Origin of the sequence: Cytophaga hutchinsonii ATCC 33406 (assembly GCF_000014145.1) — a bacterium.
In the GTDB taxonomy this organism is placed as follows: Bacteria; Bacteroidota; Bacteroidia; order Cytophagales; family Cytophagaceae; genus Cytophaga; species Cytophaga hutchinsonii.
Genome location: NC_008255.1, coordinates 2,500,961 through 2,524,823, shown reverse-complemented (window position 1 = coordinate 2,524,823; position 23,863 = coordinate 2,500,961). Strand labels below are relative to the sequence as shown.

Below are 23,863 nucleotides of genomic sequence, written 5' to 3'. Positions count from 1 at the left end.
AAATCTGTCAACCTATTTCAGGACGATTCATGAGGAAGGGTTTGCCGGTGCGCTGATGATGGAAGGCACAATCAGACGAAACAGGTGTTAACCAGATGTCGTATTTTGTTAGAAAGTTTTCAAAGATGTTACTTAATTCGTCTCTGAATTCCAATGCATTTGCATACGACTTGATGTTCCCGCCAATACCTCTTTTCATACCTGTAGCCCAGTCGTAATCGCGATATTTGAAAAACATAAATAACCACATTACATACTTTTCCAATGGAATTCCCGGCATGTTGATACCAAAATCAAAACCCATAATCGTTGCCCAGTTCAGGTAGCTTTCCTTGTAATTAAAGTCAGGCTGTTCTTCTGTAACCGTGTGCCCATCCTGTTTTAATTTTTCTATGAATGCAGTAAATACCTGTTTATATGCTGAATCTACCTCAACATTATGGATGGTATTTGAATAGGCAATTTTCAAGGGTCTGTTTTTATCGTAAGGAAATTTTTCAATATTTAACGGAGCATGATTTTTGGATAACCTGTTCGCATAGAAAACATCAAAAAGAATTTTAAGATCGGTTATATTTCTGGCCATTGGTCCGGGAACAGTTATATAACGCAGACCTTTCGCTTTTCCCGGGAATTTAAATTGTCCGTCGTTTGAAAATAATCCATCGGTTGGCCGTAAGCCGCAAACGCCGCAAAAATGGGCAAGTACGCGCACGGAACCTCCTGCATCACTACCTAGTTCCAGTGGTGTAAACCCTGCAGCTAAAGCAGCTGCAGAGCCGCCTGAGCTTCCGCCGGGGTACACGTGTGAGATCATATGGGTTGTTTGTTCTTCCAAACCAAAAGTTATCGCTTATCCAATCAATCGCTAATAAGGGCAAATTCGTTTTTCCAATTATTATGGCACCCGCATCTTTAAGTTGTGAAATTAAATACGCGTCTTTTTCAGCAATATTATTCCGCAAAAGAGGATCTCCGTTGCAGCTCTTCATTCCTTTCACATCAAATGTATCTTTAATAGTCATAGGTATGCCATGCAAGGGGCCAAGGTAAATACCTTCATTTATTTTATTATCCAGTACGTCTGCTTCAGCCAATAATTCTTCTACAGATTTCAGGTCTGTAATGCAGTTGATTTTTTTTTTCATACGTAGAAATATGATCGTGAAAAATCGTTATCAATTCTTTAGAAGAAATAGTTTTGTTTTTGATCAATGCACTTAGTTGATGCAGCGGGTAAAAAACAATTTCATTTATCATAACAGCTTGTAATTTTTTATACTAACTCTTCTCTAATGTAGAGAATAGTTATCTCAAAACCGGAGTATTTTGAATTCAATTTTCAATTACATATGTTAATTTTATTTAATGCTCACCGTGGTATGTGGCACACAGAACACTACCAAATGTTCTGTGTGCCACATACCACGGTGAGAGCAACACATGGTGCATTTGTGCTGGTTTTACATAAACACTTAAGCCTGAAAAAGTGGAAGCTCAGGCAGGTTCCCAGAGTTCAATAGTATTGCCTTCCGGATCGAGTATGTGCACGAATTTACCGTAATCGTATGATGCTATCTCATCAATGATCGTTACACCATCTGTTTTCAATTGTTCTACCAACGCAACCAGATTTTCAACCCGGTAATTGATCATGAAATCTTTTTTGGAAGGCTCGAAGTATTTCGTATTGCGGTCAACTATATTCCAGGCTGTACAACCCGTTGGGTCAACTTTATCGTCCTGTACCCAGTTGAATGCAGCGCCGTATTCACCGCTTTCTATTCCCAGGTTTTTGGCATACCATTCTTTCATCTTTTTCGGATCATCGCATTTGAAGAAAACCCCTCCAATACCGGTTACTTTTTTCATACAGATAAGAAATTTATACATACTATAAAACAGCAGCTGTCTAAAATTTAATATATCCGGCAGCTGGTGCGCGTGCACAGAAGCAAATTATGCTGTAAATGCAATAATTGCAATAATTTTAAAACTTATTTTATATCCTGATACGCAGCTGGATTTGATAGTAAGTTTTTAATAATCAGTATTTTAAGTGTGTGATTATTTAATTCGTCTGAAAGAAAAAATACGGTAATCACATGTGCAAAATAAGACAACACATGCATCAGATACAGGGCAATACATGCAGCATGTATAGTAGCAGAGAAACGGAGATACTGAATTTTCTATGAACGTACCATGCAGATGTTACTTTGAATTCTAGTATATTTAGGGAAGATAAGAAAATGAAAATGGAACAGATCTGTTTTTTCGATCGGTTCATCATAGTATGTTACTTTACGTTAACGTAAGCATTTAAAAAGTAGTAAAATGGTTTTAAGCAGGTTCTGGCTCGCGATATTTATTTCTTCGTTATTATTTGTACTTGTATCCTTATTCACCGGTTCTTTTTATAGTCTGGAATATAGCTTAACGGGTAAGAAGGATGACCTGAAAATTATTTCTGAAAAGTACCTTTCCGAACTTCCGGTTGCGCTTCAGGACAGCCTGAAAGCAAGCCCGGCGCACAGCGTTGTGATCAACGATACCAGTTTTGTGTACGAAAAATCGGTTGTGAAAATCTATCACGGCAAACAGCAGGCAGACGGGCTTTTAACCACCTGTAAAAATACCATTACAGATATCATCATTCCGCTGATCGCTTACCTGGCCTTCTTCTGCGGGCTGCTGCAATTACTTATCGATTCGGGTGCTTCTGAAAAACTAGCGGTGCTGATCAGTCCGGTTTTTGTAAAGATCTTTCCTGAGATCCCTAAAAATCATCCGTCTATATCCTACATGACCCTGAATTTTGCGGCTAACTTTCTTGGTCTGGATTCTGCAGCCACACCCTTTGGATTAAAGGCTATGGAAAGCTTACAGGAGCTGAACAAAAACAAAGAGGTAGCAAGTAATTCCCAGATCATGTTTATGTGCCTGCATGCAGCCGGACTTACCTTAATACCAACATCCATTATCGGTTACAGAGCGGCGCAAAACGCCACCAATCCCGCCGATGTAATGCTGCCGTGTATCATTACATCGTTTATCGGTACCATTGCAGCGTTGCTGATTGTTGGTATCCGTCAGAAAATAAATTTCAAAAGTGCTTCGCTCATTCTTTCCATCGGTTTATTATCCGGCGTTATAATTTCGCTGCTGTTATTTATTAATACCCTGGACCTGATTTCAAAAAATCATTTTACAGCCAACCTGTCTAATGTACTCATGTTTGGCATCATCCTGTTTATTCTGGTATATGCTCTTGCAAAAGAAAAAGTATTTGATGCGCAAGGGAAAAATGTATTTTCATCCTTTGTAGAAGGAGCTACATCCGGTGCCCGGACAGGCTTTACGGTGTTTCCCTATGTACTGGGAATGCTTGTAGCCATTTCGTTGTTCCGCAACAGTGGTTTGTTTGAAATTATTACAACAAAACTGGCCAGTTTCTTCCTGCTGTTTGATCTCAATAAATCCATTGTAGATGCACTTCCCGTGGCCTTGCTGCGGCCTTTCAGCTCAGGTGGTTCGAGAGGTTTTATGATTGATGCCATGAATACGTATGGCCCCGATTCCTTAACCGGCCGTTTGTCCTGTATCTTCCAGTGTGCTGCCGAAACAACATTCTATGTGATCGCTGTTTATTTTGGAAGCATAAACATTAAAAACGTACGTTACACATTAACGACTATGCTTTGGGTAGATTTTATCTGCGTGCTGGCAGCCATCTTTGTAAGCGTGTTGTTTTTTGGGTTAAGTTAAGCACCTGTTTATTGATCAGCCAAAGCATATCCTGCGCCTGATGCCCGATCTGACCTGCTGATCCCGGCAGGTTTTCCATTCTCTACACGCACCAGCGGCATCGCATCCGGGTAACGCTTACAATAATATGGTGTTTTGCATGGATGTAGTGTACGGTAAGCTTTTTAGTAAGTCCGTATGCGTTTTTGTATATTTAACCATTCAACGAAACAGGTTTAACGGATCATAAAACCGGTTGTACATTTCGTATTGGATGTCTTATTTATTTTATTGCTGAAATTTATTTATGCTTACATTGCTTTCCTATCATCAAAAAGTGCTTGATCATTTTAAGCATCAGACAAAAACCTGGGATTTTTTTACAGCCAGTCAAAACAAAGATGAACAGCTTAATCAATATAAAACGGAGCTGTTAAAAAATACATACAAGTTCGATCCGGAGAAAGATACTTCCATCTATGAAAAGGTAGCTAAGTCGAAACAGGTCCTGGGACTTGATATCAATGTGTATGTATATCAGGCGCAGTATTCGGATGAACTGAATGCGAGCGTAGGTTTTGTGAATAATGAAGCACACATAGTTTTCAGCGGACAAATTATTCAGCTGCTGGATGATGATGAATTGCTAACGGTGATTGCACATGAACTGAGTCACATCAAACTGTATACCATGCAGGGAGGAGATCCGGAAGTAGCTGCGCGTATTATTACAGCAATTTCAAATAATTACGATAGTGAATCTTCGTACATGGAAACGGCACGGCTTTTCAGATTATATACGGAAATTTTTTGTGATCGTGGTGCGTATGAAGTGCAGGGAAGTACCGGACCGGTAATTACCTCTTTGGTTAAAACAGCAACAGGCCTGAAACAGGTAAATGCAGAGAGTTACATCAAACAGGCGGAAGAAATTTTTTCTGCCGATCAGCAGCTAAAAGCCGCAAGCATTTCACATCCTGAAAATTTTATACGTGCCAGGGCTATTCACTTATGGCATGAAAAAAAAGAAGCAGCAGAAGAGGAGATCATTCGTATGATCGAAGGTGTAACGGATATTGATGCGCTCGACATTTTTAAGCAAAAAGAACTGGCAGCATGTACACGTCAGTTTCTGCAGTTGTACCTTAAGCCCAATTGGTTTAGAAGTACACTGGTTGTAAGCCAGGCAAAACAGTATTTTGTAGATTTTTCCTGGGATGACAAAATAATTCTGGAGGAAACATTTATTACCCGTATGGAAAAAGCACACGAAAGTGTAAAGAATTATTTTTCGTATGTGCTGCTTGATTTTGCATTGCTTGACAGTACGCTGGAAGAAATACCTTTTGGCTGGGCCTTCCAGTTTGCAGAAGATATAGATATAAAGGAAACATTTGATGCCGTTGTTAAGAAGGAATTAAACCTGAGTGATAAAAAACTTCAGCAGCATAAACAAAAAACATTATCTGCCTTTTATAATGTGAAAGAAGGTGATGGCGAACAGATTTACGAAGGATAAGCAGAACGAATTGATATAGATTGATGGAAAAGAACATTCAGTTATTTAAAGATTTTTTAGAATCCGGATCAGAAATGGAACGTTACGCAACGGACGATATCATTAGTTTTGTATTGCCCTTGTTTAAAGAAGTAGTATCATTTCACGAAATGGATCTGGTGGCCCCTTTTGAAAAAGAAGAGGCGCTTTTTATTACCGATCATTGTCTGGATATAGATGAGAAGCTGGCGCATGAACCGTTTTTTCAATTGAGCCGCGTATCTGAACTGGTGGAAACAAAAAGTACGTTCTTTGATATTGTTGGTAAAGTAAAAATGGATACAGATGTTGATAGCGGACGTCTGACACTTAATAATTTAAACGTTCACCTCAATATACAGGAGCCGCTGTTAAATCCTGCTTACATAAAAGGATACAAATGTTTTGAACAGCTGTTGGGCCATCACGATGCGCAAACGGATGTATTCTGCCTGGGACTTATCCTGGGAAGTATTTCTCTTGCACTGGATCTGTATGATGAGGAAGATGTAAAACTTTTTGCACAATACAGAACAAACCCGGTACAATACAACGGACGTCTGCATCCTACTATTTCAGCTTTGATCACAGAGATGACCGAACTGGACAGACGCAAGCGTACACCGGATCTGTATGATGTTATTCACCGCCTGATCAATTACCGTGATTACGATCCGGAAAAACAAACAGATCTTTCAACCGTTGCCGGCTGGATGCATAAAGAATTAAAGGGCAAAAGTCAGTTCATTCTGAATAAACTGCGCAACAGGCTTTTTGATACCAGCCGCCGGAACCGTTTGCTGTATTATAAACCGAACATGCGTTTTGTAAATATGACAGCCAGCAGTGTGCCTGTTGTATTGCATTATCAGAGCATTCGCCCTGAACTGCTGTTTACCTGGAACAAAGAGATTTCAGGTAAAATAAAAGGCATGAATGAAATTGTGCTGAATAAATACCTGCGGTTTGAAGATCATCCGTATCTGCCTTCAGTACTGGATAAGATCCGGGTAGAGTCTCAGCGTGATGTGCAGGAGTATGGTTTCAGTCAGCTGAAACTCGTGATTGCATTTTTAAACTGGCACAATCTGAAAGAAGACACAGGTGAACGCATACAAAGTCCGTTGCTGCTCATTCCGGTTGAATTAAAGAAGAATAAAAAATTAAAAGAAGATCACTATGTATTGAATGTACTGGCAAACGAAGCAGAAGTAAATCCTGTACTTGCAAATCATTTGCGTGATCTGTATGGCATTAAATTGCCTGATTTTATTGATCTGGATGAAATGAGCCCCGAACAGTTTTATGCCTTATTAAAAGAACAGATCGAAGGTGCTAACCAGGGGATTTCATTAAACTACATTGATAAACCACGCATAAAACTGATACAAAGCGTTGCAAGGCAAACCATAAACAATTATAAAAAACGCCTGCGCCGTGGTACCGGTACGTTTGATACGTATAAAAATTTATCGTATAGCTATCAGACAGAAAGTTACAAGCCGCTTGGTCTGGAGATCTTCAGGCAGCGCATAGAGCCACGCAGCACGTTTCTGGAGTTTCTGATCAATGATGATATTAACCTCGCATCAAATCAATTAACCGGCACTAAAAAGAGAGAACTTTTTGAAATGGTGGAAAGTGAAAACAATCCATACAGCTGGGACTTTGATGTGTGTAATATTGTACTCGGTAATTTTAATTATAAAAAAATGAGCCTTGTGCGGGATTACAATGAAGTAATTGAATCCGGCATCAATCATAACGTGTTTGAAGAATTATTCAGTTCGGAACCCAGGAAACAGTCTGCACATACATTTAATCTGAAAAATCTTTCAGACTGGAACCATGTCATCACAGCCGATCCTACACAGACAAAAGCAATTCTGCAGAGCCGTACCGGTGAAAGCTATATCATACAGGGACCTCCTGGTACCGGAAAAAGTCAGACGATCACCAACCTTATTGCTGATTTTGTAGCACAAGGTAAAAAGGTACTTTTTGTTTGTGAGAAACGTGCCGCGCTGGATGTGGTATATTACCGCTTAAAACAACAGGGGCTGGATGAACTCTGCTGTTACATTCACGATAGCCAGAGTGATAAGCGGGAGTTTATTCAGAATTTGAAAGCGACGTACGAAGACTTTGTAAAAAATAAAATGGATCTTGCAGCTATTGCTGCAAAACGCACGCAGCTGCTGGATACTATGCTTGCACAGCTCGGAATGATCGAAAAATTTCATCAGGCCCATCTGGATACACATGAACTTGCTGGAAATGAAATCAGACAGTTAATCCATCAGCTGATAGACCTGAAAGATTTTTTGCGTTCTTTTCCTTCAAAAGATGAAGAACTTATTCCGCATTATAAATACTGGGATGCTTTCGGAACAATTGTTACTGAGTTGGGAGAGGCTTTGGAAGAGTCGGGCGCAGAAGCAGTTTTTCAGGAACATCCTTTCAGCAAAATAAATGAAGCTGTATTTGTTTCTGATCAGCCCTACAGCCTGCTTGACCGGCTGCTTACAGAAGCACAGGAGTATCTGAAACTGCTGGCTGCCGGTATTCAACAGCACAATATTGAGGAACGGTACACAAGCTTTCATGTAATGAAGATCATGGCTGAGGCTTCTGTAAAGCTGCAGCCACTGAATGAATATGGTAATTTTTATCTGCTGGATGTGAGTCATCCCGATACAATTGCATTTGAGCGCAAGGTAACGGGGTATAAAAAACGTATTGAGAAGCAGGAAGCGGCGCGTAACCATACACTCTTCTGGAAAACGAAATTCAGCAAAGAAGATGTTATTCAGGGAATAGAAATAGCTGCTGCAAAAGAATCGTCTTTCTTCCGTTTCTTTAGTGGTGCATGGAAAGCGTTAAAAGCTCAGGTTGATAACAGCTATGATTTTTCAAAGCATCAGGTTAAGCCCCGGTACAAATATGTGCTGGAGCAATTACTGGCAGAATACAGTGCTGTAGAAGCCGTTTCGGATATTGCAAAAGAGATCGAACAGCAATACCATCTAACGGATTTGCAAACGATGTATGCGTTTATTGAACTGATCCGGACGAAGAAAGACACTGCCGAGATTCAATATTTATTACATGCAGCCAATTCAACTGCGCTGGTGAAAGATCTGTCTAAACTGGCTGGAGTATTTTCACAACTTGAACCTGTTTTGCAGCAAGCGTTGAGCAGTTATGCGCATACAACCATTGGTAAATTACAGGATGAACTGGAAAGCATACAGATAAATACAGAAGTCCTTTCGGAATTGTTACCATCTTTGAAGGCATTTACAGCAATTGATCCGCAGGTCAAGCGCATGCTTAAAACATTGCCGGTAACGCCCAGGGAAGCACAGGCCAGCATGGCCAATAAAACCTTCAACCATATTTCTCTGGAAAATAAAACATTTGCTGTAACAGATTATGCGGCAGTAGAAAAAGCCGTTCATGCTATTCAGGTTTTATATAAACAATTGTTGAAGCAGAATGCAGATTTGATCCGCGCTTCAATCCGGAAGAATTTTCTGGATCACCTGGATTTAAGCAATATGGCGTTGAGTCAGCTTACCAGTGAACAGAAAACATTTAAGAAACAGTACAGTGAAGGAAGAAAAATTCTGGAGAATGAGTTTGCCAAAAGCATGCGCTATAAAAGTATCCGGGAACTTTCAGAAAAAGAAAGCGGAGAGGTATTGAGGGATTTAAAACCGGTGTGGCTGATGAGCCCGTTAAGTGTGAGCGATAGCTTACCGTTGCAGGTTGCCTGCTTCGATGCGATTATTTTTGATGAAGCGAGTCAGATTACCTTAGAAGAAGGAATTCCATCGTTATACCGTGCACCACAGATTATTATTGTTGGTGATGATAAACAAATGCCTCCTTCTAATTTCTTTACCGCAAAAGCAGAAGACCCCGATGATCTGGATGAATACACAGCGGAAGAAAACGATGAATTGCTTAGCAACGATGCCGACAGCTTACTTGCACAAGGCGCCCGTAAGCTGGATAGTGTTATGCTGGGATGGCACTACAGAAGCCGCTATGAAACACTGATCAGTTTCAGTAACCATGCCTTTTATAATGCCGGCTTACTGACCATTCCGGATAAGACAATACATCATCAGGAAAAGCAGGCAATCGTTGTTCAGAAAGCAGAAGAAGGTACACAGCATGCAAGCGCTCTTTTCGACCGAAGCATCAGTTACCATTTCCTGCAGGACGGTTTGTATGAGAAACGTGCCAATCTGGATGAGGCCGATTACATTGCTCATATGGTACGTGAGATCCTGAACCGCAATGTACCGGAAAGTATTGGTATTGTTGCTTTCAGCCAGGAGCAGCAGCATGCCATTGAAGATGCCTTAACACGGCTCGCATCAACCGATAAGAATTTTGAAAGCCGTTTAGAAGCAGCGTATACACGCACGGAAGAAGATCAGTTTATCGGGTTGTTTGTAAAGAATCTGGAAAATGTGCAGGGTGATGAAAGAGATATTATCATTATGAGTGTGTGTTACGGATTTGACCGTAAAAAGAAAATGATCATGAACTTTGGTCCGATCAATAAAAAAGGAGGAGAGAAGCGGTTGAATGTAATTTTCAGCCGCGCTAAAAAGCACATGGCCATTGTAAGCAGCATCAAACATTTCAACATCAAAAACGAATACAATGCCGGTGCCAATTACTTTAAGAAATTCCTGCATTATGCAGAGCTCATCAGCGAAGGAAATACTGCAACGGCAAGAACCATACTGGATGGGCTTGTACGGGATAATAAACAGAAGACTTTTGCACCGGGGAAAAATAGTGTACTTGAACAAATAAAGCAGGCCCTTGAAAAAGAAGGCTACGAAGTAGCCGCGTATGTAGGCCAATCCAGCTTTAAATGTTCACTTGCTGTAAAAGCAAAAAAAGAAGACACTGAATATACGTTAGGTATTTTGCTTGATGATGATCTGCATTACAGCAATGAAAACCTGATGGAGCAGTATTTTCAACGTCCGGCTGTTCTGCAGAGTTTCGGCTGGAGAACCATTACACTGTTTGCTAAAGACTGGTTTCAGCATCCCGATAGAGTGCTGCAGCAACTAATCAAACGTATTAAAGAAGTACCTGTACCAACCGTTACAGAGATTGAACCCGATGCTGTACAAACTGCCGAAAAACCAAAGGATGCTGCTGTACCTGCCAGCGTTCAGTCAGAGGAGCCGGTTAAAAAAGCTGAACTCCCGTCTGTATATGGTGATTTACTATTTACAGAATTGATTTACAAAGATGAAACCAGCCACAAATTCTGGAAAGTAGCTTTTGAACATACTTCCAATAAACTGGTTATTTGTTTTGGACGTGCAGGAACAAAAGGACAGACACAGGTGAAAACATTTGCATCGGCAGAACTTGCCGAAAAGGAAAAAGAAAAAATGATCCGTGAGAAGCAGAACAAAGGATATGTAAACGTGTAGTCTACACCACATCGTTATAACAGAAAAGCGCTTGTACAACTGAATGTACAGGCGCTTTCTATTATAAGAAATAGTGTATGCGTAGAACTTATCCGTTTACACGAATCCCGTTTAGTTTTAATTCCTGATAGATCAGATAGCGTACTTCACTTTTTGTCTGATCTGCTTTGTAATAATCTTCACACCAGAAATAAACGTCCATGCTGTATGCGTTTTCTTTTGTATTCTCAAGTAATACTACCGGTTCTCTTTTTTTCAATACATGATCTGCAGATTTAATTACCTCTTTAAGTATGGAAGTAATTTTATCCTTGGGTTCCATTGTTTCAATATCCAGTTTCAATTCGATCCGTTTATATGAATTGCTGTGCGTCCAGTTGGTGATGTGCTGCGACAGCATGTCGCCGTTGGGAATGATCACATCTGCACCATCAGAAGTAATTAAGGTGCTTGACCGTAAACCAATTTCTTTTACCCTGCCGCTATGGTCTCCGATTTCAACGCTGTCGCCAACTTTAAGCGGACGGTCAAAAATAAGTATAACACCCGATACAAAATTATTCACGATGTTCTGCAAGCCTAATCCAATACCAACACCCAGGGCGCCTAAAACAATGGTAATCTTATCGACAGGTATTCCGGATGCAGCTATGGCAATTAAATAACCCAGTGCAAGTAAAATTAACCGTGTCATGACAAGTTTGGAACGTTGTGCCAGTCCTTCCTCGCCTTCATCGTCGCCGGTATCTCCCAGTAAATAGCTGATATACCGTTGTAAAAAATGTGCCAGCCAGATAATAAAAAAGAACAGTGTAATATTACCGAACGTAAAGGAGATACTGCCCAGACTTCTTGGTGCGCTTAAAAAATCAGCTGTGCCATTAAAGATTGAATCATAAATATTGAGGTTTGTTGTAAACACAATAAACCAGATCATTACAACGAGCCATAAAAGTGGTTTTCGTAACGATGTAACTACCCGGTCTGCCTGAAACGGATGTTCGATTCCCTGACGAATCCGGCTGGTATGAATTTGCATTACAACTGCTTCCAGTAAAATTTTGACTAACATGGATAACGAAAGCACCTGCATGACAGCCAGAATTCCTGTAGAACCTAATAATTGCGACAGACTAATACGTCCGGTAATGTTACATAAGATCGCAAGCACATGCAGGCAGATTTCTATGATCAGTACAGCGCGGATAAAGCGCCGGAGCTGAATAGATCCGGGTAATTTTTTTCGCAGATATAAGGCAACAGCAATAGCAGATAGATTCAGCAGCAGCATAACACACCGCTGCCAGAATACCGGTACTAAAATATGGCTGGTGAACCCAAATAAAAAGAATAAGAGAATGATTGCTAACCAGGAATAAAAAATAGGAGCGGCCCACTGTCTGCGGTAAAGAAATGTTAACGCAATAACAGACAGGAACTGTACCAATTGCACATATGCCGCCGGAGCATGCAAGTCAAAGAGCGGCGCGATGCTGAAGATAACAGCGAATGCGGAAGCAATGGGCTGGCGTGTAATGTCGGTGACGTTATACTGGTTTAAGGTGTCAAGTTTGTTGAGACGTTTGAGTATACGTACATTCCGGATAATCCAGAACAGAAATAATAATCCGATGGTCCAGTTTATAAACCGGTTTTCTGTTGAATTGCTGTAATAAAAATTCAAGGCTTTCTGTTCTTCAGTAAATACCGATGATACGCTTTCTTCTTTTTCTTCGCCGCGTTCAGGTTTTTCCCACAGGTAATGTAATTCCTGTGCAAAAACTTTTTGACTGGCAGAACTTAATTGTTTGTTTAGTTTATTAATAAGTTTCGAACTTAAAATAGATGCTGCTGATGTTCTGCTTTTAAATCCGTTAATAATAGAAAGTCTGGCAGTAAGCATACTATCGGTGTATCTTCTGCTTGTTCGCAGGTCCTGAAGCTGCGGCAGGAATTTTTTACGTGTTGTACTGTCCCGGAACATCTGACGCAGAAGTGTATCCTGTCTCATATCCCGGATTTCATTTTTAAGTGCCGATAAAGTATTGTATGTTGTTTTAAAACTTTTATTGAATTTCTGAAGATCTGTCTGTACATCTTCCAGCAGAATCTTTAACATTTCGATGTTACGTATGTTCAGTGTTTGATTGTATTTCAGGAGACTTTGGTTTACAAACTGTATAATGGAATCACTTTCATTCAGTTGTTGCCCGTATAACAGTATCTCCGGACTTAAAATACTTTCGTTCTGAATGGAATCCATTTTTTGAAAAACCGTTTCAAGATGCAGCATATACTCTGCTTGTGTAGCACTGGCAGAATCACTGAAAAGCGCAAATGAACGGTTCCGTTCACGTTTAAAATCCTTTCCTTTAGAAACGGAATCCTGCGCGTAAGCAGTATAACAACTTTTAAATAAGCATACAGTAATTAAAAGAAAAAGCAAGGCGGCATGGTGCAACGTACGGATCATAAATACATCGGTTTACCTGGCTAATCTACTGAAATTACCCGTACCAGCATACCATCCGCCCCTGTTATTTAGCGTAAATTAACTTATTACAGCACGGGTATCCGTTTGTTTTTCATCTGGTATGGAGCCTGTACATAAAAGCCCGGCATATAAACTTCCGTGTAGAAAGAAGCGGATGTTAGACTATTAGGTATGCGTATCGTTTTTTATACGGTTATATAGCTGTGTTTGCCGGTGCAGCATAACGCAGGAACAAGGGCATTTTTTTTCTGAAGAAAAAGATGGCTTAAACAGTATTCTCTGATGTATTCCGTTACTTTTTTATTAATTTACTTACATATAAAAATGTGTATGGAAGAAAATAAAAATAAAGCCAGTGCCGCTGATTATTTAGCAAACGAACGTACCTTCTTAGCCTGGGTACGTACGGGTATGGGGATCATGGCTTTTGGTTTTGTGGTTGTTAAGTTTTCATTGTTTGTAAAACAGATTTCTTTTATTCTGAATGGAGAAGATGCGCCTGAGTTACCGGCAGATCATGGACATTCTTCTGCTTTGGTAGGAATTATACTGGTAGGCCTTGGTGTAGTTGCTATTCTGTTTTCGTATATCCGTTACCGTTCTACCAATAAGCAATTGGAAACAGGCAACTATACACATTCTTCTTTGTATATCAGTCTGCTTACAGCAGCAATTCTTCTGATCAGTGTGTTTCTGGTATATTACCTCATCCGAAGCTGAAAGCGTGGAAACAACATGCAAATGCCGGCCGGGAGGGAACTGACAAGGAGTGAAAGGGGAAACTGCGTATGCGGGTCACCAGCAATCTCCCATGATCCTGGGTCATAAACACGATTTCAACCCTTGCACATCCATCATAATTTTACTATCTTATTTATACAGAAGTAAAATCAATAACCGGCAACCGTTGTACAGGTGAAGTGGTGTATGCCGGCAACAGCTATGAATAATCCAGAGTTATCTATACATACAAAGCGTGATCCGTATGCCGTATTGCGGATCCGTGATTTTCGTTTCTTTATTTCCGCACGTGTATTCGGTGCCATGGCTATTAAAATGCAGGGCGTGATTGTCGGCTGGCAGATCTATTCGCTCACCAGAGATCCGCTGGCATTAGGCATGATCGGTTTGGCCGAAGCAATCCCTGCTATCGGTGTGGCGCTTTATGCAGGTTATCTCGCCGATAAAATTAACCGTAAGTATATCGTTACGGCAGTTTACTCCATGCTCATTCTGTGTACGCTGGGTTTACTGCTACTTTCAGCAGAGATCATACAAATGCCTTTATCTTTTACCGTACGCGCCATGTATGCGGTGATCTTTTTAACCGGCCTTGCACGCGGGTTTCTTGCACCTTCATTATTCGGATTGCTCAGCCAATGCGTACCAAGGGAACTGTATCCCAACTCTTCTGCCTGGAACACGTCACTCAATCAGATTTCTGTTGTAATCGGTGCTGCCGCAGGCGGACTCATCTTTGCAGCCGCGGGATTTTCCATTAGCTACCTGATTAATATTTTCCTGCTGTTGGCAGCCTTGATTATGATTGCCTGTATTTCTCCCAAACCCAAACCTGTACTGGTTGAAGGGCACGCCTTGCTGGATAATCTGTTATCGGGAATCCGTTTTGTTTTCCGGCATCAGATTCTGTTAAGTGTATTGTCACTTGACCTGTTTGCTGTCTTGTTTGGCGGTGCGGTTGCCTTGCTTCCGATCTTTGCTGCAGATATTCTGGATGCAGGCCCGCAAGGACTGGGCTTACTGCGTGCTGCGCCGTCTGCCGGTGCATTTATTATGGCAGTGCTGCTGATCTATAAACCGCCGCTGCAACATACCGGCCGTAAACTACTTTGGTGCGTAGCAGGCTTTGGTGTCTGTATGATTTTCTTTGCATTATCCCGAAACTTTTATCTGTCGCTTTTTTTATTGATGCTGAGTGGCATGTTTGATAATGTGAGTGTGGTAATCCGTTCCATTATTATGCAGACATTTACACCGGATGAGATGAAGGGACGTGTATCGTCCGTGAATTCTATGTTCATCGGTTCATCCAATGAGATCGGTGCGTTTGAATCCGGTGTGTCTGCAAAATTTTTCGGAACAATTCCGTCTGTTGTGATCGGAGGCGGAATCACATTGGCCGTTGTTGCAATCGCTACCATCAAAGCACCGCTGCTGCGGATGATGAGCCTCGATAAAAAACAGGAGTAGGGTGGCTATATCTATTTTGTGGTCGGCTGCACGGAATCAGTAGGTGCACCAGCGCTACCTCATATAAGCATAAATTATCTGCTTAAGTAATTTTGAATCCTACCGGGTTGACTTATTATCAGTATCTTTGTGCATAAAAAAAGAAACAGAATACTAAACTTAATAAAGCCGCTTACTGTTTCTCTTTAATCAATACGTTACTCATGCGACATACACAAAACCGACACCTGATTACACTTATCCTGGGCATGCTGGCAACCGTTTCTCCCTTTGCCATTGATTTTTATCTGCCTGCATTTTCACAGATAGCAAACGAACTGGGTACAACTACAGCCCGTATCTCCCTTTCCGTTTCCAGTTATTTCATTGGGATGGCGCTTGGTCAGCTGCTGTATGGACCGCTGCTGGATCGCTTTGGAAGAAAGCCACCGCTTTATGCCGGTCTCATCATTTTCATTATTGCCAGCATCGGCTGTTGTTTTTCAACGGGTGTAGAAATGCTCATTACACTCCGCTTTATACAGGCATTGGGAGGCAGTGTGGCAGGTGTGGCTGCAATGGCCATGGTAAAAGATTTCTTTCCGCCTGAACAGAACCACCGAATCTTTGCCATGCTTATATTAACCATTGGTTTATCGCCATTGCTTGCGCCAAGCATTGGCGGTTTTGTTGCGACTGCTTTTAACTGGAAATTTGTATTTGTGCTTTTAGCGTTGATTGCCTTATTTGCTATAACGATTGTGTTTCTTTTTTTGCCGGAAGGGCAGGAGCCCGATAAGACTGTTACCTTACAGTTGAAACCTATGGCGAAAACGTATCTCTCTATTCTTTCAGATACACAGTTCTTCACGTATACCATTTCAGGTGCTTTTGCCTTTGCATCCCTGTTTATTTATGTAGCCGGATCTCCAATTGTATTTATTGATCTGTTTCATGTAAGTAAGCAGATGTACGGAGCAATTTTCGCATTCCTTTCTATTGGTTTTATTGGTGCCAGCCAGCTGAATATTTTACTGGTACAAAAATTTTCCAGCGCTTCTATTTTCCGTTTTGCTATGCGGCTGCAGGTAGCAGCGGGTATGGTGTTTTCAATCGTTGCCTGGAACGGATGGATGGATCTGTATACAACCATCCTGATGTTGTTTGTATTCCTGAGCTGCGTGGGGCTGATCAACCCCAATGCTTCCGCACTGGCGCTTGCACCGTTCACAAAGAATATAGGCAGTGCGGCTGCTATGATGGGCTGTTCGCAGATCGGGATTGCGGCAGTAGCGTCTATTGCTGTCGGCATGTTTGATGCCGCAAGTGTGCTGCCTATGGTGCTGTCTATGTCTGCGACTGCGTGTATTGCACTGGCATTACTGATGTGGGGAGAGAAGAAGATGGCCGGCAAAATTGTTGCCGCAGATGCAAGTAAGGGTGTAGTGGTGCATTGATCTAATCGTTTGGTATTATACGAGATCCGCAGGCATTTACCACTGGATAAAAAGATCCATGGAATTACCTGGAATAAGAAGTGAGATAAATGTGTGTGCAGGTGTTTGCTTGCGCGTGACGAAAGTCTTGATTATTATTTCAGTGTTGTTATGAACGAGGCAAAAAATGGGTATAACGTGTAGTAATGTTTTTGTTACAACATGGTAAGAAATTAAAGCTGCCTATTACGGAAATAATCCACATACGGTTGTGTATTATTTATATAATAACTTGTGTTACAGGAAGAATGTTATAAATATCATCTTCTAACAGTTTTGTAAGAAGGCTAAACTATATATGTATACTGCAGTATGGTTGTAGCAATATAATCGTCAGTTATATGTAATTCTTTACACCCCCATAACCCGAAAAATTGTAACTTGAACAACAACAACAGCACTTCTACAAAAGATAAAACCTACTACCTAAAACATAAAAACATGATACAAGCAAAAGGATACGCCGCGCAAAATGAAAAAACGGATCTTGCTCCCTGGAATTTTGAACGCAGAGACGTTGGACCGCACGATGTACAGTTTGATATTCACTACTGTGGTGTATGTCATTCTGATCTGCATCAGATCCGCAACGATTGGTTCAAGGGAATTTTCCCGATGGTGCCCGGGCATGAAATTGTTGGAAAGATCGTAAAGGTCGGGGCACATGTAACGAAATTTAAAATCGGCGACCTTGCAGGTACAGGCTGTCTGGTTGATTCCTGCAGAACCTGTGATAACTGCAAAGACGGCCTGGAACAGTATTGTGTAAACGGAAACAGCGGTACGTATAACAGCCTGGAACAGGATAAAAAGACACCTACTTATGGCGGCTATTCCAATACCATTGTTGTACACGAAGATTTCGTATTGCACATCAGTGATAAGCTGGATCTTGCAGCAGCAGCACCGTTGCTGTGTGCAGGCATTACCACCTATTCTCCGCTGCGTCACTGGAAAGTAGGCAAGGGGCATAAACTGGCAGTATTAGGTTTAGGCGGTCTTGGCCACATGGCCGTGAAATTTGGTGTTGCCTTTGGTGCGGAAGTTACGGTGTTGAGCACATCACCGAACAAAGAAGCCGATGCCAAAAAATTAGGTGCGCATAAATTTGTGGTTACGTCTGATGCCGCACAGGTAAATAGTGTGAAAGGATATTTTGATTTTATTCTGGATACTGTATCTGCACCGCATGATGTAAATATGTACATGTCTTTATTGAAAACAAACGGCGTACACATCTGTGTTGGTGTTCCGCCCACACCGTATGAAGTACATGCGTTCAGCATCATCGGCGGCAGAAAGAGCCTGGCGGGTTCCAATATCGGTGGTTTGCCGGAAACACAGGAAATGCTTGATTTCTGCGCGCAGCATAATATTACGTCAGATATTGAACGGATTGATATTAAAAATATTCATGCTTCGTATGAACGCATGTTAAAAGGGGATGTGCGTTATCGTTTTGTTATTGACATGTCAACCTTATAATAGAGTAATCCATCTGAAAATCTGTGCTGTCAGCGTTTCCGTGATGTATACATGGCGGAATTGCTGGCAGTACGTTTTTATATAGCACAATACGCAGGGCATTTCTTTTTCCAGTTTGATTTTCATCTGTAAATGATACAATACATTTTGAAAAAGATGTAATATTTTTTTAGTGTTGATTTAGAAATTTGTAACAATGGAGTTCTTCACCTGATCATGTATGTGAAAATCCAAACAAACCCATTTCAACTAAAACAGCTACACAAATGAAAACGATCCGATTACTTTTATTCACCGCCCTGGCCGTGATCTTCGCAGGCATAGGAGCACATGCACAGAATTACAAAGCACAGTTTCCTCAAATGGATACAACAGGTGCAATCAAAGATGCATCCGGTACTACGTTTGCAACCATTTCAAAAGATAGTATTATTAAAAACAGTCAGGGAGAAAAAATCGCATTGATTGATCGCAACGGAAACCTGCTAGACAACACTGGTAAGATTCTGGGTAAAGCCGGAAAAAACGGCGAGTTTACAAAGGCAGACGGGCAGGTGGAATATACAGTTAAGCCTACTAAAGATGGTGCACATTGTGAAGTGTATGATAAAACAGGCAAGAAGGTATTAACCGTTCCTAAAAATTATAAAGAGCAGGCCAGTACAATGGCTTATGTACAGCGGGAAATGTGTATGCCAAAAAAGTAAAAAGCATTTAAAATTTCGTTCGTTTATGTTGGAGTAAAGGTAATGGAGGAATCTGTTGCCTTTATTCTTTTATAATGAAATTCAGACAAAAAATATTTCTTCCCGTGTTTTATATCGCACCAACAGCTGTTTATGATGCAAAAATCAGTACGCAATTTTTAGATTTGATAAACAGGCTTCAGCAACAGCATTATTATGCTTCTGTATTCAAAATGAAGCTGCGGAAAAATACGATAGTCGCGCTGCTTCAGATGAAAAAGCTTAATATTGCTGCGCTGCAACGCGCGTTCGACGGAAAATAAGTGCTGTATGGGAAAACAGCCGGACCAGTTTTTTGCGGCTGGTTTTAAGAAGACTTTTAAGAAGGTAATACCAGCAATTTTAATGCGATGCCTGTAAGGGAAGCAGCCAGAATGATTAACGGTTCTGGTATTTTTTTAAATGTGTACAGGATACCGATTGTAGTAATCGCAATCAATGCTGTTGGCACATCTACGAGATTTCGTTTGGCCAATACCAATACAGCACCTGCAATGGCTCCAATGGCTGCTGCTGTAACGCCATCCACAAACGCTTTTATCGCAGGATGCTTGCCGTATTTTTTGAAATAAGGTGCCGGTAAAACGGTGAACACATAACACGGAATAAATGTAGCAAGTGCTGCAATGCAAGCCCCCCATATACCGCCCACAAGATACCCGATAAACCCAACTGTAATTACTACCGGACCTGGCGTGATCATAGCTACAGCCACGGCATCAACAAATTGCTGTTCATTCAGCCACTGATATTCTTTCACCACACCTCCGTATAAGAACGGAACAATTGCAATGCCGCTTCCGAATACAAATGCTCCGGCCTTTGTAAAGAACCAGGCGATTTGCCAGAGTTTCCCGCTGGAGCTTACCGTTGCAGGAATTTGAAGCAGTACAGGCATGGAAAACAGATGCACTGATTTTTTGTTCCGCGAAGGCGGACTTTTTACAAACCAGATCAATACTCCGGCTGCCAGGATCAGCCAGATGTTTTCTTCTTCGGTAATAAATGTGAAGCAGGCAAGTACAAGAAATATGGCCCATAACCAATAATCTTTACCGATGCTTTTAGTGGTAAGCTTATAGCTGCTTAGGGCAATAATTCCGATTACTGCCGCGCCTACACCATAGAATATGGCCTGCATCCAGGGCAATCCGCCAAAGGAGACATAGGCCCATCCAATAAGCAATACCATAAAAAAAGAAGGTAATACAAAGGCAATACCGGCTACTGTTGCACCCGTTATTCTGTAATGTACATAGCCGATGTAAATACAGAGCTGTGCTGCAAGAGGCCCCGGAGCAAGCTGGGAGAGGGCCATGCCTTCCTTATAATCTTCTTCACTGATCCATTTTTTTGTTTCAACCAGATCCCGGTGCATATAACCCACTAAGGCTACCGGTCCGCCGAAGCCCCAGGTGCCCAGTTTCAGGAAATAAATGATTAACTGTTTGAGCGAATACGTTGGTATGGTGTGCATAAGAATAGATCAGAAGCCAATGCCAAATTGAATGCCTGGTGTAACAGATGGTTCGTGGTTGTTGCCGAAGCGCACAGGTAATAATGCAGCCACATAGAAGGTGTTGTGCGGCGTGCGGATCAGCACTTTATTGATAATCGGTGTAAAGCCGTATCTTCCGGAGGTTTCGTAAGCCGCACGTGCAATAAACGTATACTCATGCCCGAGTCTGTAAAGGATACCCGGGTGGAACAGAACATTGGATACCTTGTTTTCTTTATTGTCTATTTTTAAAAAAGGCGTGAATTCAAAGGAAAATCCAAACCGTTTGCTTTTCCAGATATTGATGCCCCAGGGATTACCGATAACAAAGCTATGTTCCCCGTTAAATGCATTGCCTTCACTGCTGAATGTATAGACAGGTACTACAAGTGCAATGTAGCCCTTCACTTCCGGATAAACATGTTTGTCCGGAATACTGTTTGCATGTCTTAAGGAGTCCGCCGATATCGACTGGCTGTATGCAGCTGCATGAAATAACAAGAAGCAGATTGCGGAAATTAGTTGTAATCGGTTCATAAAAAGTGTTATTGTTTAAATTCCCAGCCGTGTGTTTCAGTACTTACATATTTGCACCAGCTGTACAGGGCATCGTAGATAATAAGGCCCTGGCGCAGCATTTCATGGTCGTCTTTGATATTGTAAGACAAGCCGGCAGAGATCGCAAACAGACCGGATGCCTGTGGTGCTATCGTATAATCGTCTGTGTCAGCCGCACGAACGATCAGGGCTAGGCGATGCAGAGCCTCGTCGGTGAGCAGGTGTTTTTTTAAAATATAATCGAATGTACAAAAAGGACCTTCGTGTGTATACTCTACTCCTGCAATATCAAACGGAATGGCATTAAGTTCAAGCGCCTGATCCAGTACCTGATTGGTGGGTACATATATGATCTCTGCTTCCGGGTCAATGAACCGGAGAATCAGCCAGGGGCATGCGATCCTGTCAATCTTAGGGCGTTCGCGTGTGATCCATTTCATATCGGTTGTATTAAAGTTCTATCAGTGTATAACCAATGCCATACACGTTTTTAATTTCTAATTCTGCTTTAGCTTGTTTTAATTTTTTACGGAGATTCTTAATATGTGCTATCAGCAGATTGGAAGCTTCTTTATCTTCTGCAGTATCTCCCCATAAATAATCTGCAATTTTTGTCTGTGATACGGTTGATGAACGGTTCATGATCAGAAACAGAAACAGATCATACTCCGTACGTGTTAACAGCACAGTCTTATCCCACACACAAATGGACTGTGCGGCAAGATCAACCACCACATTGGCAATATGAACAGAACTTCCGGTATTGAATTTTTTTCTCCGGATAACAGCCAGGATACGTGCTTTAAGTTCTTCCGTATTGTAAGGCGCCGATAAACAGTCATCAGCACCGGCATTCAGGAATTGAACTTTATCTGCAATGCTCAGTGTTTCAGATAAAATAATAATGCCTGTTTCAGCACTCTTCCGGTACAGATCTGTTAATAAAGGCCGGAGGTTATCCGTTAATTCCTGATACTTGAAAAGAATGCAATCATATTCATACAGCTGAATCAGTTCGGAAGCCGTCCGGATCTCCCGGACGGTATGCACAGAAAAGGCAGCGTCTTCCGTAAGATTTTTACGCAGTTCCGGAACATCTCCAGATATATCAACCAGCAATACTTTCATTCAGATAAAATCAGATGCTCAAATGTATCATACAATAATGAATAAAAAGTGAATTTGTTTTTCTGCTTATATAAATGTCCGATAATCTATACTATACGGCAATAATTTTTGCGTTTTACCTATCGTGTACACACGATGATAAAGACAGTGTTTAATTTTAGCTGTCAAATATTATTTCTATTTCTTTTCTTTTGCGTTCTTTGCGCAGTCTTTACAGATAAACCGGATACGATTCATGGATCAAACGTTAACCGAACTCAGAACAGTAAACGTAATACGTTATGTGACACCGCTGCGGGAAGGTGGTTCAATGCCTGCCATTGTAGAAGCAGATGACGGATTCTTATACGTCATTAAATTCCGCGGTGCCGGACAGGGTACCAATGCATTGATTGCGGATCTGGTGGGCGGGGAGCTTGCACGGGCGCTGGGATTAAAAGTACCGGAATTGGTTTTTATTCATCTGGATGAAGGTTTTGGCCGGAGTGAAGCAGACGAAGAAATTCAGGACCTGCTGAAATTCAGTGTCGGACTCAATCTGGGTTTACATTATTTGTCCGGGGCAATCACCTTTGACTCAACCGTTACGCAGCTTGATCCGCTGCTGGCATCTAAGATTCTTTGGCTGGATTGTCTGCTTACTAACATTGACCGTACCTGCCGGAATACCAATATGCTGATCTGGAACAAAGAACTCTGGCTGATTGATCCGGGTGCTTCCCTGTATTTTCATCACAACTGGAGCAACTGGAAGGAACATATTCTGACCCCATTTGCATTGGTGAAAAATCATGTTTTGCTGAAACAGGCATCTAAACTTAACGAGGCAGATGTTTTTTGTAAACAGCTGTTAACGACTGAACGTATTGAATCGATTGTTGCGCTGATCCCGACGGACTGGCTGAAAGATGAGCCGCTCTTTGAAAGCAAGGAAGCCCAGCGCAATGCCTATACAACCTTTCTGCTTACACGAATGCAGCATTCAGATATATTTATAAAAGAAGCTAACGATGCACGCGAAAAACTTATTTGATTATGCCGTCATTCGCGTGATGCCTAAGGTAGAGCGCGAAGAATTTATAAATGTAGGTGTTATTGTATTTTGCAAAGCTGAAAAATTCCTGCAGGTAAAATATCTGTTAGATGATAAACGATTGCAGGCGTTTTCTCCCGATCTGGACATTGATGCAGTAAGCAAGAACCTTAAAGCAATTGAAGAGATCTGTCTGGGAAGCAAAGCAGGCGGAGCAATCGGTGAACTGGATATAGCATCCCGTTTCCGCTGGTTAACGGCAACACGCAGTACGGTGATACAATCGTCCAAGGTACATCCCGGTTATACACAGGATGCAGCCAAAACGCTGGAGAAGCTGTTTGCGCAATTGGTGCTGTAATGTGCCCTTGTTGTTGCCCCGCATTATTTTCTGTTCATTAGCCCATCAGTTGTCAGGCAGGAGACATCCACGGCAGAAGAGCATTCAGTTATCCGCCGCGGGGGTGCCTGTTCGTA

General features: G+C 41.5%; 19 protein-coding genes. 11 read left to right on the top strand and 8 right to left on the bottom strand.

What is annotated here, in order from left to right; genetic code table 11:
- Positions 1-7 precede the first annotated feature (7 nt).
- The 3 genes from CHU_RS10580 to CHU_RS10575 all read right to left on the bottom strand — a co-directional run bounded on the left by CHU_RS10580 (position 8) and on the right by CHU_RS10575 (position 1,872).
- Positions 8-817, bottom strand: coding sequence for an amidase family protein (locus CHU_RS10580; protein ID WP_041932337.1), 810 nt, complete (start codon positions 815-817; stop codon positions 8-10).
- Entirely contained in the window at positions 732-1,148 is a 417-nt protein-coding gene (locus CHU_RS19795) for an amidase family protein (protein WP_072356065.1), read from the bottom strand. Before CHU_RS19795 ends, CHU_RS10580 begins: the two co-directional genes overlap by 86 nt.
- 349 nt (positions 1,149-1,497) lie before the next feature.
- The gene (locus CHU_RS10575) at positions 1,498-1,872 is read right to left on the bottom strand and encodes a VOC family protein (RefSeq protein ID WP_041932705.1); all 375 of its coding nucleotides are present in this window, start codon (positions 1,870-1,872) and stop codon (positions 1,498-1,500) included.
- Positions 1,873-2,337: 465 nt separating this feature from the next.
- Here CHU_RS10575 and CHU_RS10570 point away from each other — a divergent pair, with 465 nt between their 5' ends.
- The 3 genes from CHU_RS10570 (at position 2,338) to CHU_RS10560 (ending at position 10,758) form a co-directional block, all read left to right on the top strand.
- Entirely contained in the window at positions 2,338-3,768 is a 1,431-nt protein-coding gene (locus CHU_RS10570) for a nucleoside recognition domain-containing protein (protein ID WP_011585545.1), read from the top strand.
- Between the two features lie 286 nt (positions 3,769-4,054).
- Entirely contained in the window at positions 4,055-5,266 is a 1,212-nt protein-coding gene (locus tag CHU_RS10565; RefSeq protein ID WP_011585544.1) for a M48 family metalloprotease, read from the top strand.
- Positions 5,267-5,289: 23 nt separating this feature from the next.
- On the top strand, positions 5,290-10,758 hold the full coding sequence (locus tag CHU_RS10560; protein WP_011585543.1) for an AAA domain-containing protein: 5,469 nt from the start codon (positions 5,290-5,292) through the stop codon (positions 10,756-10,758).
- An 88-nt stretch (positions 10,759-10,846) separates the two neighbouring features.
- Here the strand turns inward: CHU_RS10560 and CHU_RS10555 are convergent, their stop codons facing one another.
- Entirely contained in the window at positions 10,847-13,231 is a 2,385-nt protein-coding gene (locus CHU_RS10555; protein WP_011585542.1) for a mechanosensitive ion channel domain-containing protein, read from the bottom strand.
- Between the two features lie 351 nt (positions 13,232-13,582).
- On the opposite strand from CHU_RS10555, the gene CHU_RS10550 reads away from it, so the two are divergent.
- From CHU_RS10550 to CHU_RS10525, 6 genes are all read left to right on the top strand, one after another.
- Entirely contained in the window at positions 13,583-13,972 is a 390-nt protein-coding gene (locus CHU_RS10550; protein WP_011585541.1) for a YidH family protein, read from the top strand.
- A gap of 222 nt (positions 13,973-14,194) precedes the next feature.
- A complete protein-coding gene (locus CHU_RS10545) occupies positions 14,195-15,463 on the top strand; it encodes an MFS transporter (RefSeq protein WP_049755613.1) in 1,269 nt (422 codons plus the stop codon).
- Positions 15,464-15,666: 203 nt separating this feature from the next.
- Positions 15,667-16,899, top strand: a complete 1,233-nt coding sequence (locus tag CHU_RS10540; RefSeq protein ID WP_011585539.1) for a multidrug effflux MFS transporter — start codon at positions 15,667-15,669, stop codon at positions 16,897-16,899.
- Between the two features lie 480 nt (positions 16,900-17,379).
- Complete coding sequence (locus tag CHU_RS10535) at positions 17,380-18,423, top strand: NAD(P)-dependent alcohol dehydrogenase (protein ID WP_041932703.1); 1,044 nt, start codon at positions 17,380-17,382, stop codon at positions 18,421-18,423.
- A 266-nt stretch (positions 18,424-18,689) separates the two neighbouring features.
- The gene (locus CHU_RS10530; protein ID WP_011585537.1) at positions 18,690-19,130 is read left to right on the top strand and encodes a 5-fold beta-flower protein; all 441 of its coding nucleotides are present in this window, start codon (positions 18,690-18,692) and stop codon (positions 19,128-19,130) included.
- Between the two features lie 74 nt (positions 19,131-19,204).
- Positions 19,205-19,432: a hypothetical protein gene (locus CHU_RS10525; RefSeq protein WP_011585536.1), complete on the top strand. Its 228-nt coding sequence runs from the start codon at positions 19,205-19,207 to the stop codon at positions 19,430-19,432.
- A gap of 56 nt (positions 19,433-19,488) precedes the next feature.
- Here CHU_RS10525 and CHU_RS10520 read toward each other — a convergent pair whose 3' ends face one another.
- From CHU_RS10520 to CHU_RS10505, 4 genes are read right to left on the bottom strand one after another with little or no spacing between them, the layout of a single operon-like run.
- Entirely contained in the window at positions 19,489-20,646 is a 1,158-nt protein-coding gene (locus CHU_RS10520) for a chromate transporter (RefSeq protein ID WP_011585535.1), read from the bottom strand.
- A gap of 9 nt (positions 20,647-20,655) precedes the next feature.
- The gene (locus CHU_RS10515) at positions 20,656-21,204 is read right to left on the bottom strand and encodes a hypothetical protein (RefSeq protein WP_011585534.1); all 549 of its coding nucleotides are present in this window, start codon (positions 21,202-21,204) and stop codon (positions 20,656-20,658) included.
- Between the two features lie 8 nt (positions 21,205-21,212).
- Positions 21,213-21,665, bottom strand: a complete 453-nt coding sequence (locus CHU_RS10510; protein WP_011585533.1) for a chromate resistance protein ChrB domain-containing protein — start codon at positions 21,663-21,665, stop codon at positions 21,213-21,215.
- 10 nt (positions 21,666-21,675) lie between these two features.
- Positions 21,676-22,353, bottom strand: coding sequence for a response regulator transcription factor (locus tag CHU_RS10505; protein WP_011585532.1), 678 nt, complete (start codon positions 22,351-22,353; stop codon positions 21,676-21,678).
- A 235-nt stretch (positions 22,354-22,588) separates the two neighbouring features.
- Here CHU_RS10505 and CHU_RS10500 point away from each other — a divergent pair, with 235 nt between their 5' ends.
- A complete protein-coding gene (locus CHU_RS10500) occupies positions 22,589-23,386 on the top strand; it encodes a HipA family kinase (protein WP_011585531.1) in 798 nt (265 codons plus the stop codon).
- A complete protein-coding gene (locus CHU_RS10495) occupies positions 23,364-23,747 on the top strand; it encodes a DUF3037 domain-containing protein (protein WP_011585530.1) in 384 nt (127 codons plus the stop codon). Before CHU_RS10500 ends, CHU_RS10495 begins: the two co-directional genes overlap by 23 nt.
- Positions 23,748-23,863 lie beyond the last annotated feature (116 nt).

What these genes read in the sequence shown, in the direction of transcription:
- CHU_RS10580 (WP_041932337.1), bottom strand. Translation starts at nt 817, where the DNA reads ATGATCTCACACGTGTACCCCGGCGGAAGCTCAGGCGGCTCTGCAGCT.
- CHU_RS19795 (WP_072356065.1), bottom strand. Translation starts at nt 1,148, where the DNA reads ATGAAAAAAAAAATCAACTGCATTACAGACCTGAAATCTGTAGAAGAA.
- CHU_RS10575 (WP_041932705.1), bottom strand. Translation starts at nt 1,872, where the DNA reads ATGAAAAAAGTAACCGGTATTGGAGGGGTTTTCTTCAAATGCGATGAT.
- CHU_RS10570 (WP_011585545.1), top strand. Translation starts at nt 2,338, where the DNA reads ATGGTTTTAAGCAGGTTCTGGCTCGCGATATTTATTTCTTCGTTATTA.
- CHU_RS10565 (WP_011585544.1), top strand. Translation starts at nt 4,055, where the DNA reads ATGCTTACATTGCTTTCCTATCATCAAAAAGTGCTTGATCATTTTAAG.
- CHU_RS10560 (WP_011585543.1), top strand. Translation starts at nt 5,290, where the DNA reads ATGGAAAAGAACATTCAGTTATTTAAAGATTTTTTAGAATCCGGATCA.
- CHU_RS10555 (WP_011585542.1), bottom strand. Translation starts at nt 13,231, where the DNA reads ATGATCCGTACGTTGCACCATGCCGCCTTGCTTTTTCTTTTAATTACT.
- CHU_RS10550 (WP_011585541.1), top strand. Translation starts at nt 13,583, where the DNA reads ATGGAAGAAAATAAAAATAAAGCCAGTGCCGCTGATTATTTAGCAAAC.
- CHU_RS10545 (WP_049755613.1), top strand. Translation starts at nt 14,195, where the DNA reads ATGAATAATCCAGAGTTATCTATACATACAAAGCGTGATCCGTATGCC.
- CHU_RS10540 (WP_011585539.1), top strand. Translation starts at nt 15,667, where the DNA reads ATGCGACATACACAAAACCGACACCTGATTACACTTATCCTGGGCATG.
- CHU_RS10535 (WP_041932703.1), top strand. Translation starts at nt 17,380, where the DNA reads ATGATACAAGCAAAAGGATACGCCGCGCAAAATGAAAAAACGGATCTT.
- CHU_RS10530 (WP_011585537.1), top strand. Translation starts at nt 18,690, where the DNA reads ATGAAAACGATCCGATTACTTTTATTCACCGCCCTGGCCGTGATCTTC.
- CHU_RS10525 (WP_011585536.1), top strand. Translation starts at nt 19,205, where the DNA reads ATGAAATTCAGACAAAAAATATTTCTTCCCGTGTTTTATATCGCACCA.
- CHU_RS10520 (WP_011585535.1), bottom strand. Translation starts at nt 20,646, where the DNA reads ATGCACACCATACCAACGTATTCGCTCAAACAGTTAATCATTTATTTC.
- CHU_RS10515 (WP_011585534.1), bottom strand. Translation starts at nt 21,204, where the DNA reads ATGAACCGATTACAACTAATTTCCGCAATCTGCTTCTTGTTATTTCAT.
- CHU_RS10510 (WP_011585533.1), bottom strand. Translation starts at nt 21,665, where the DNA reads ATGAAATGGATCACACGCGAACGCCCTAAGATTGACAGGATCGCATGC.
- CHU_RS10505 (WP_011585532.1), bottom strand. Translation starts at nt 22,353, where the DNA reads ATGAAAGTATTGCTGGTTGATATATCTGGAGATGTTCCGGAACTGCGT.
- CHU_RS10500 (WP_011585531.1), top strand. Translation starts at nt 22,589, where the DNA reads ATGGATCAAACGTTAACCGAACTCAGAACAGTAAACGTAATACGTTAT.
- CHU_RS10495 (WP_011585530.1), top strand. Translation starts at nt 23,364, where the DNA reads ATGCACGCGAAAAACTTATTTGATTATGCCGTCATTCGCGTGATGCCT.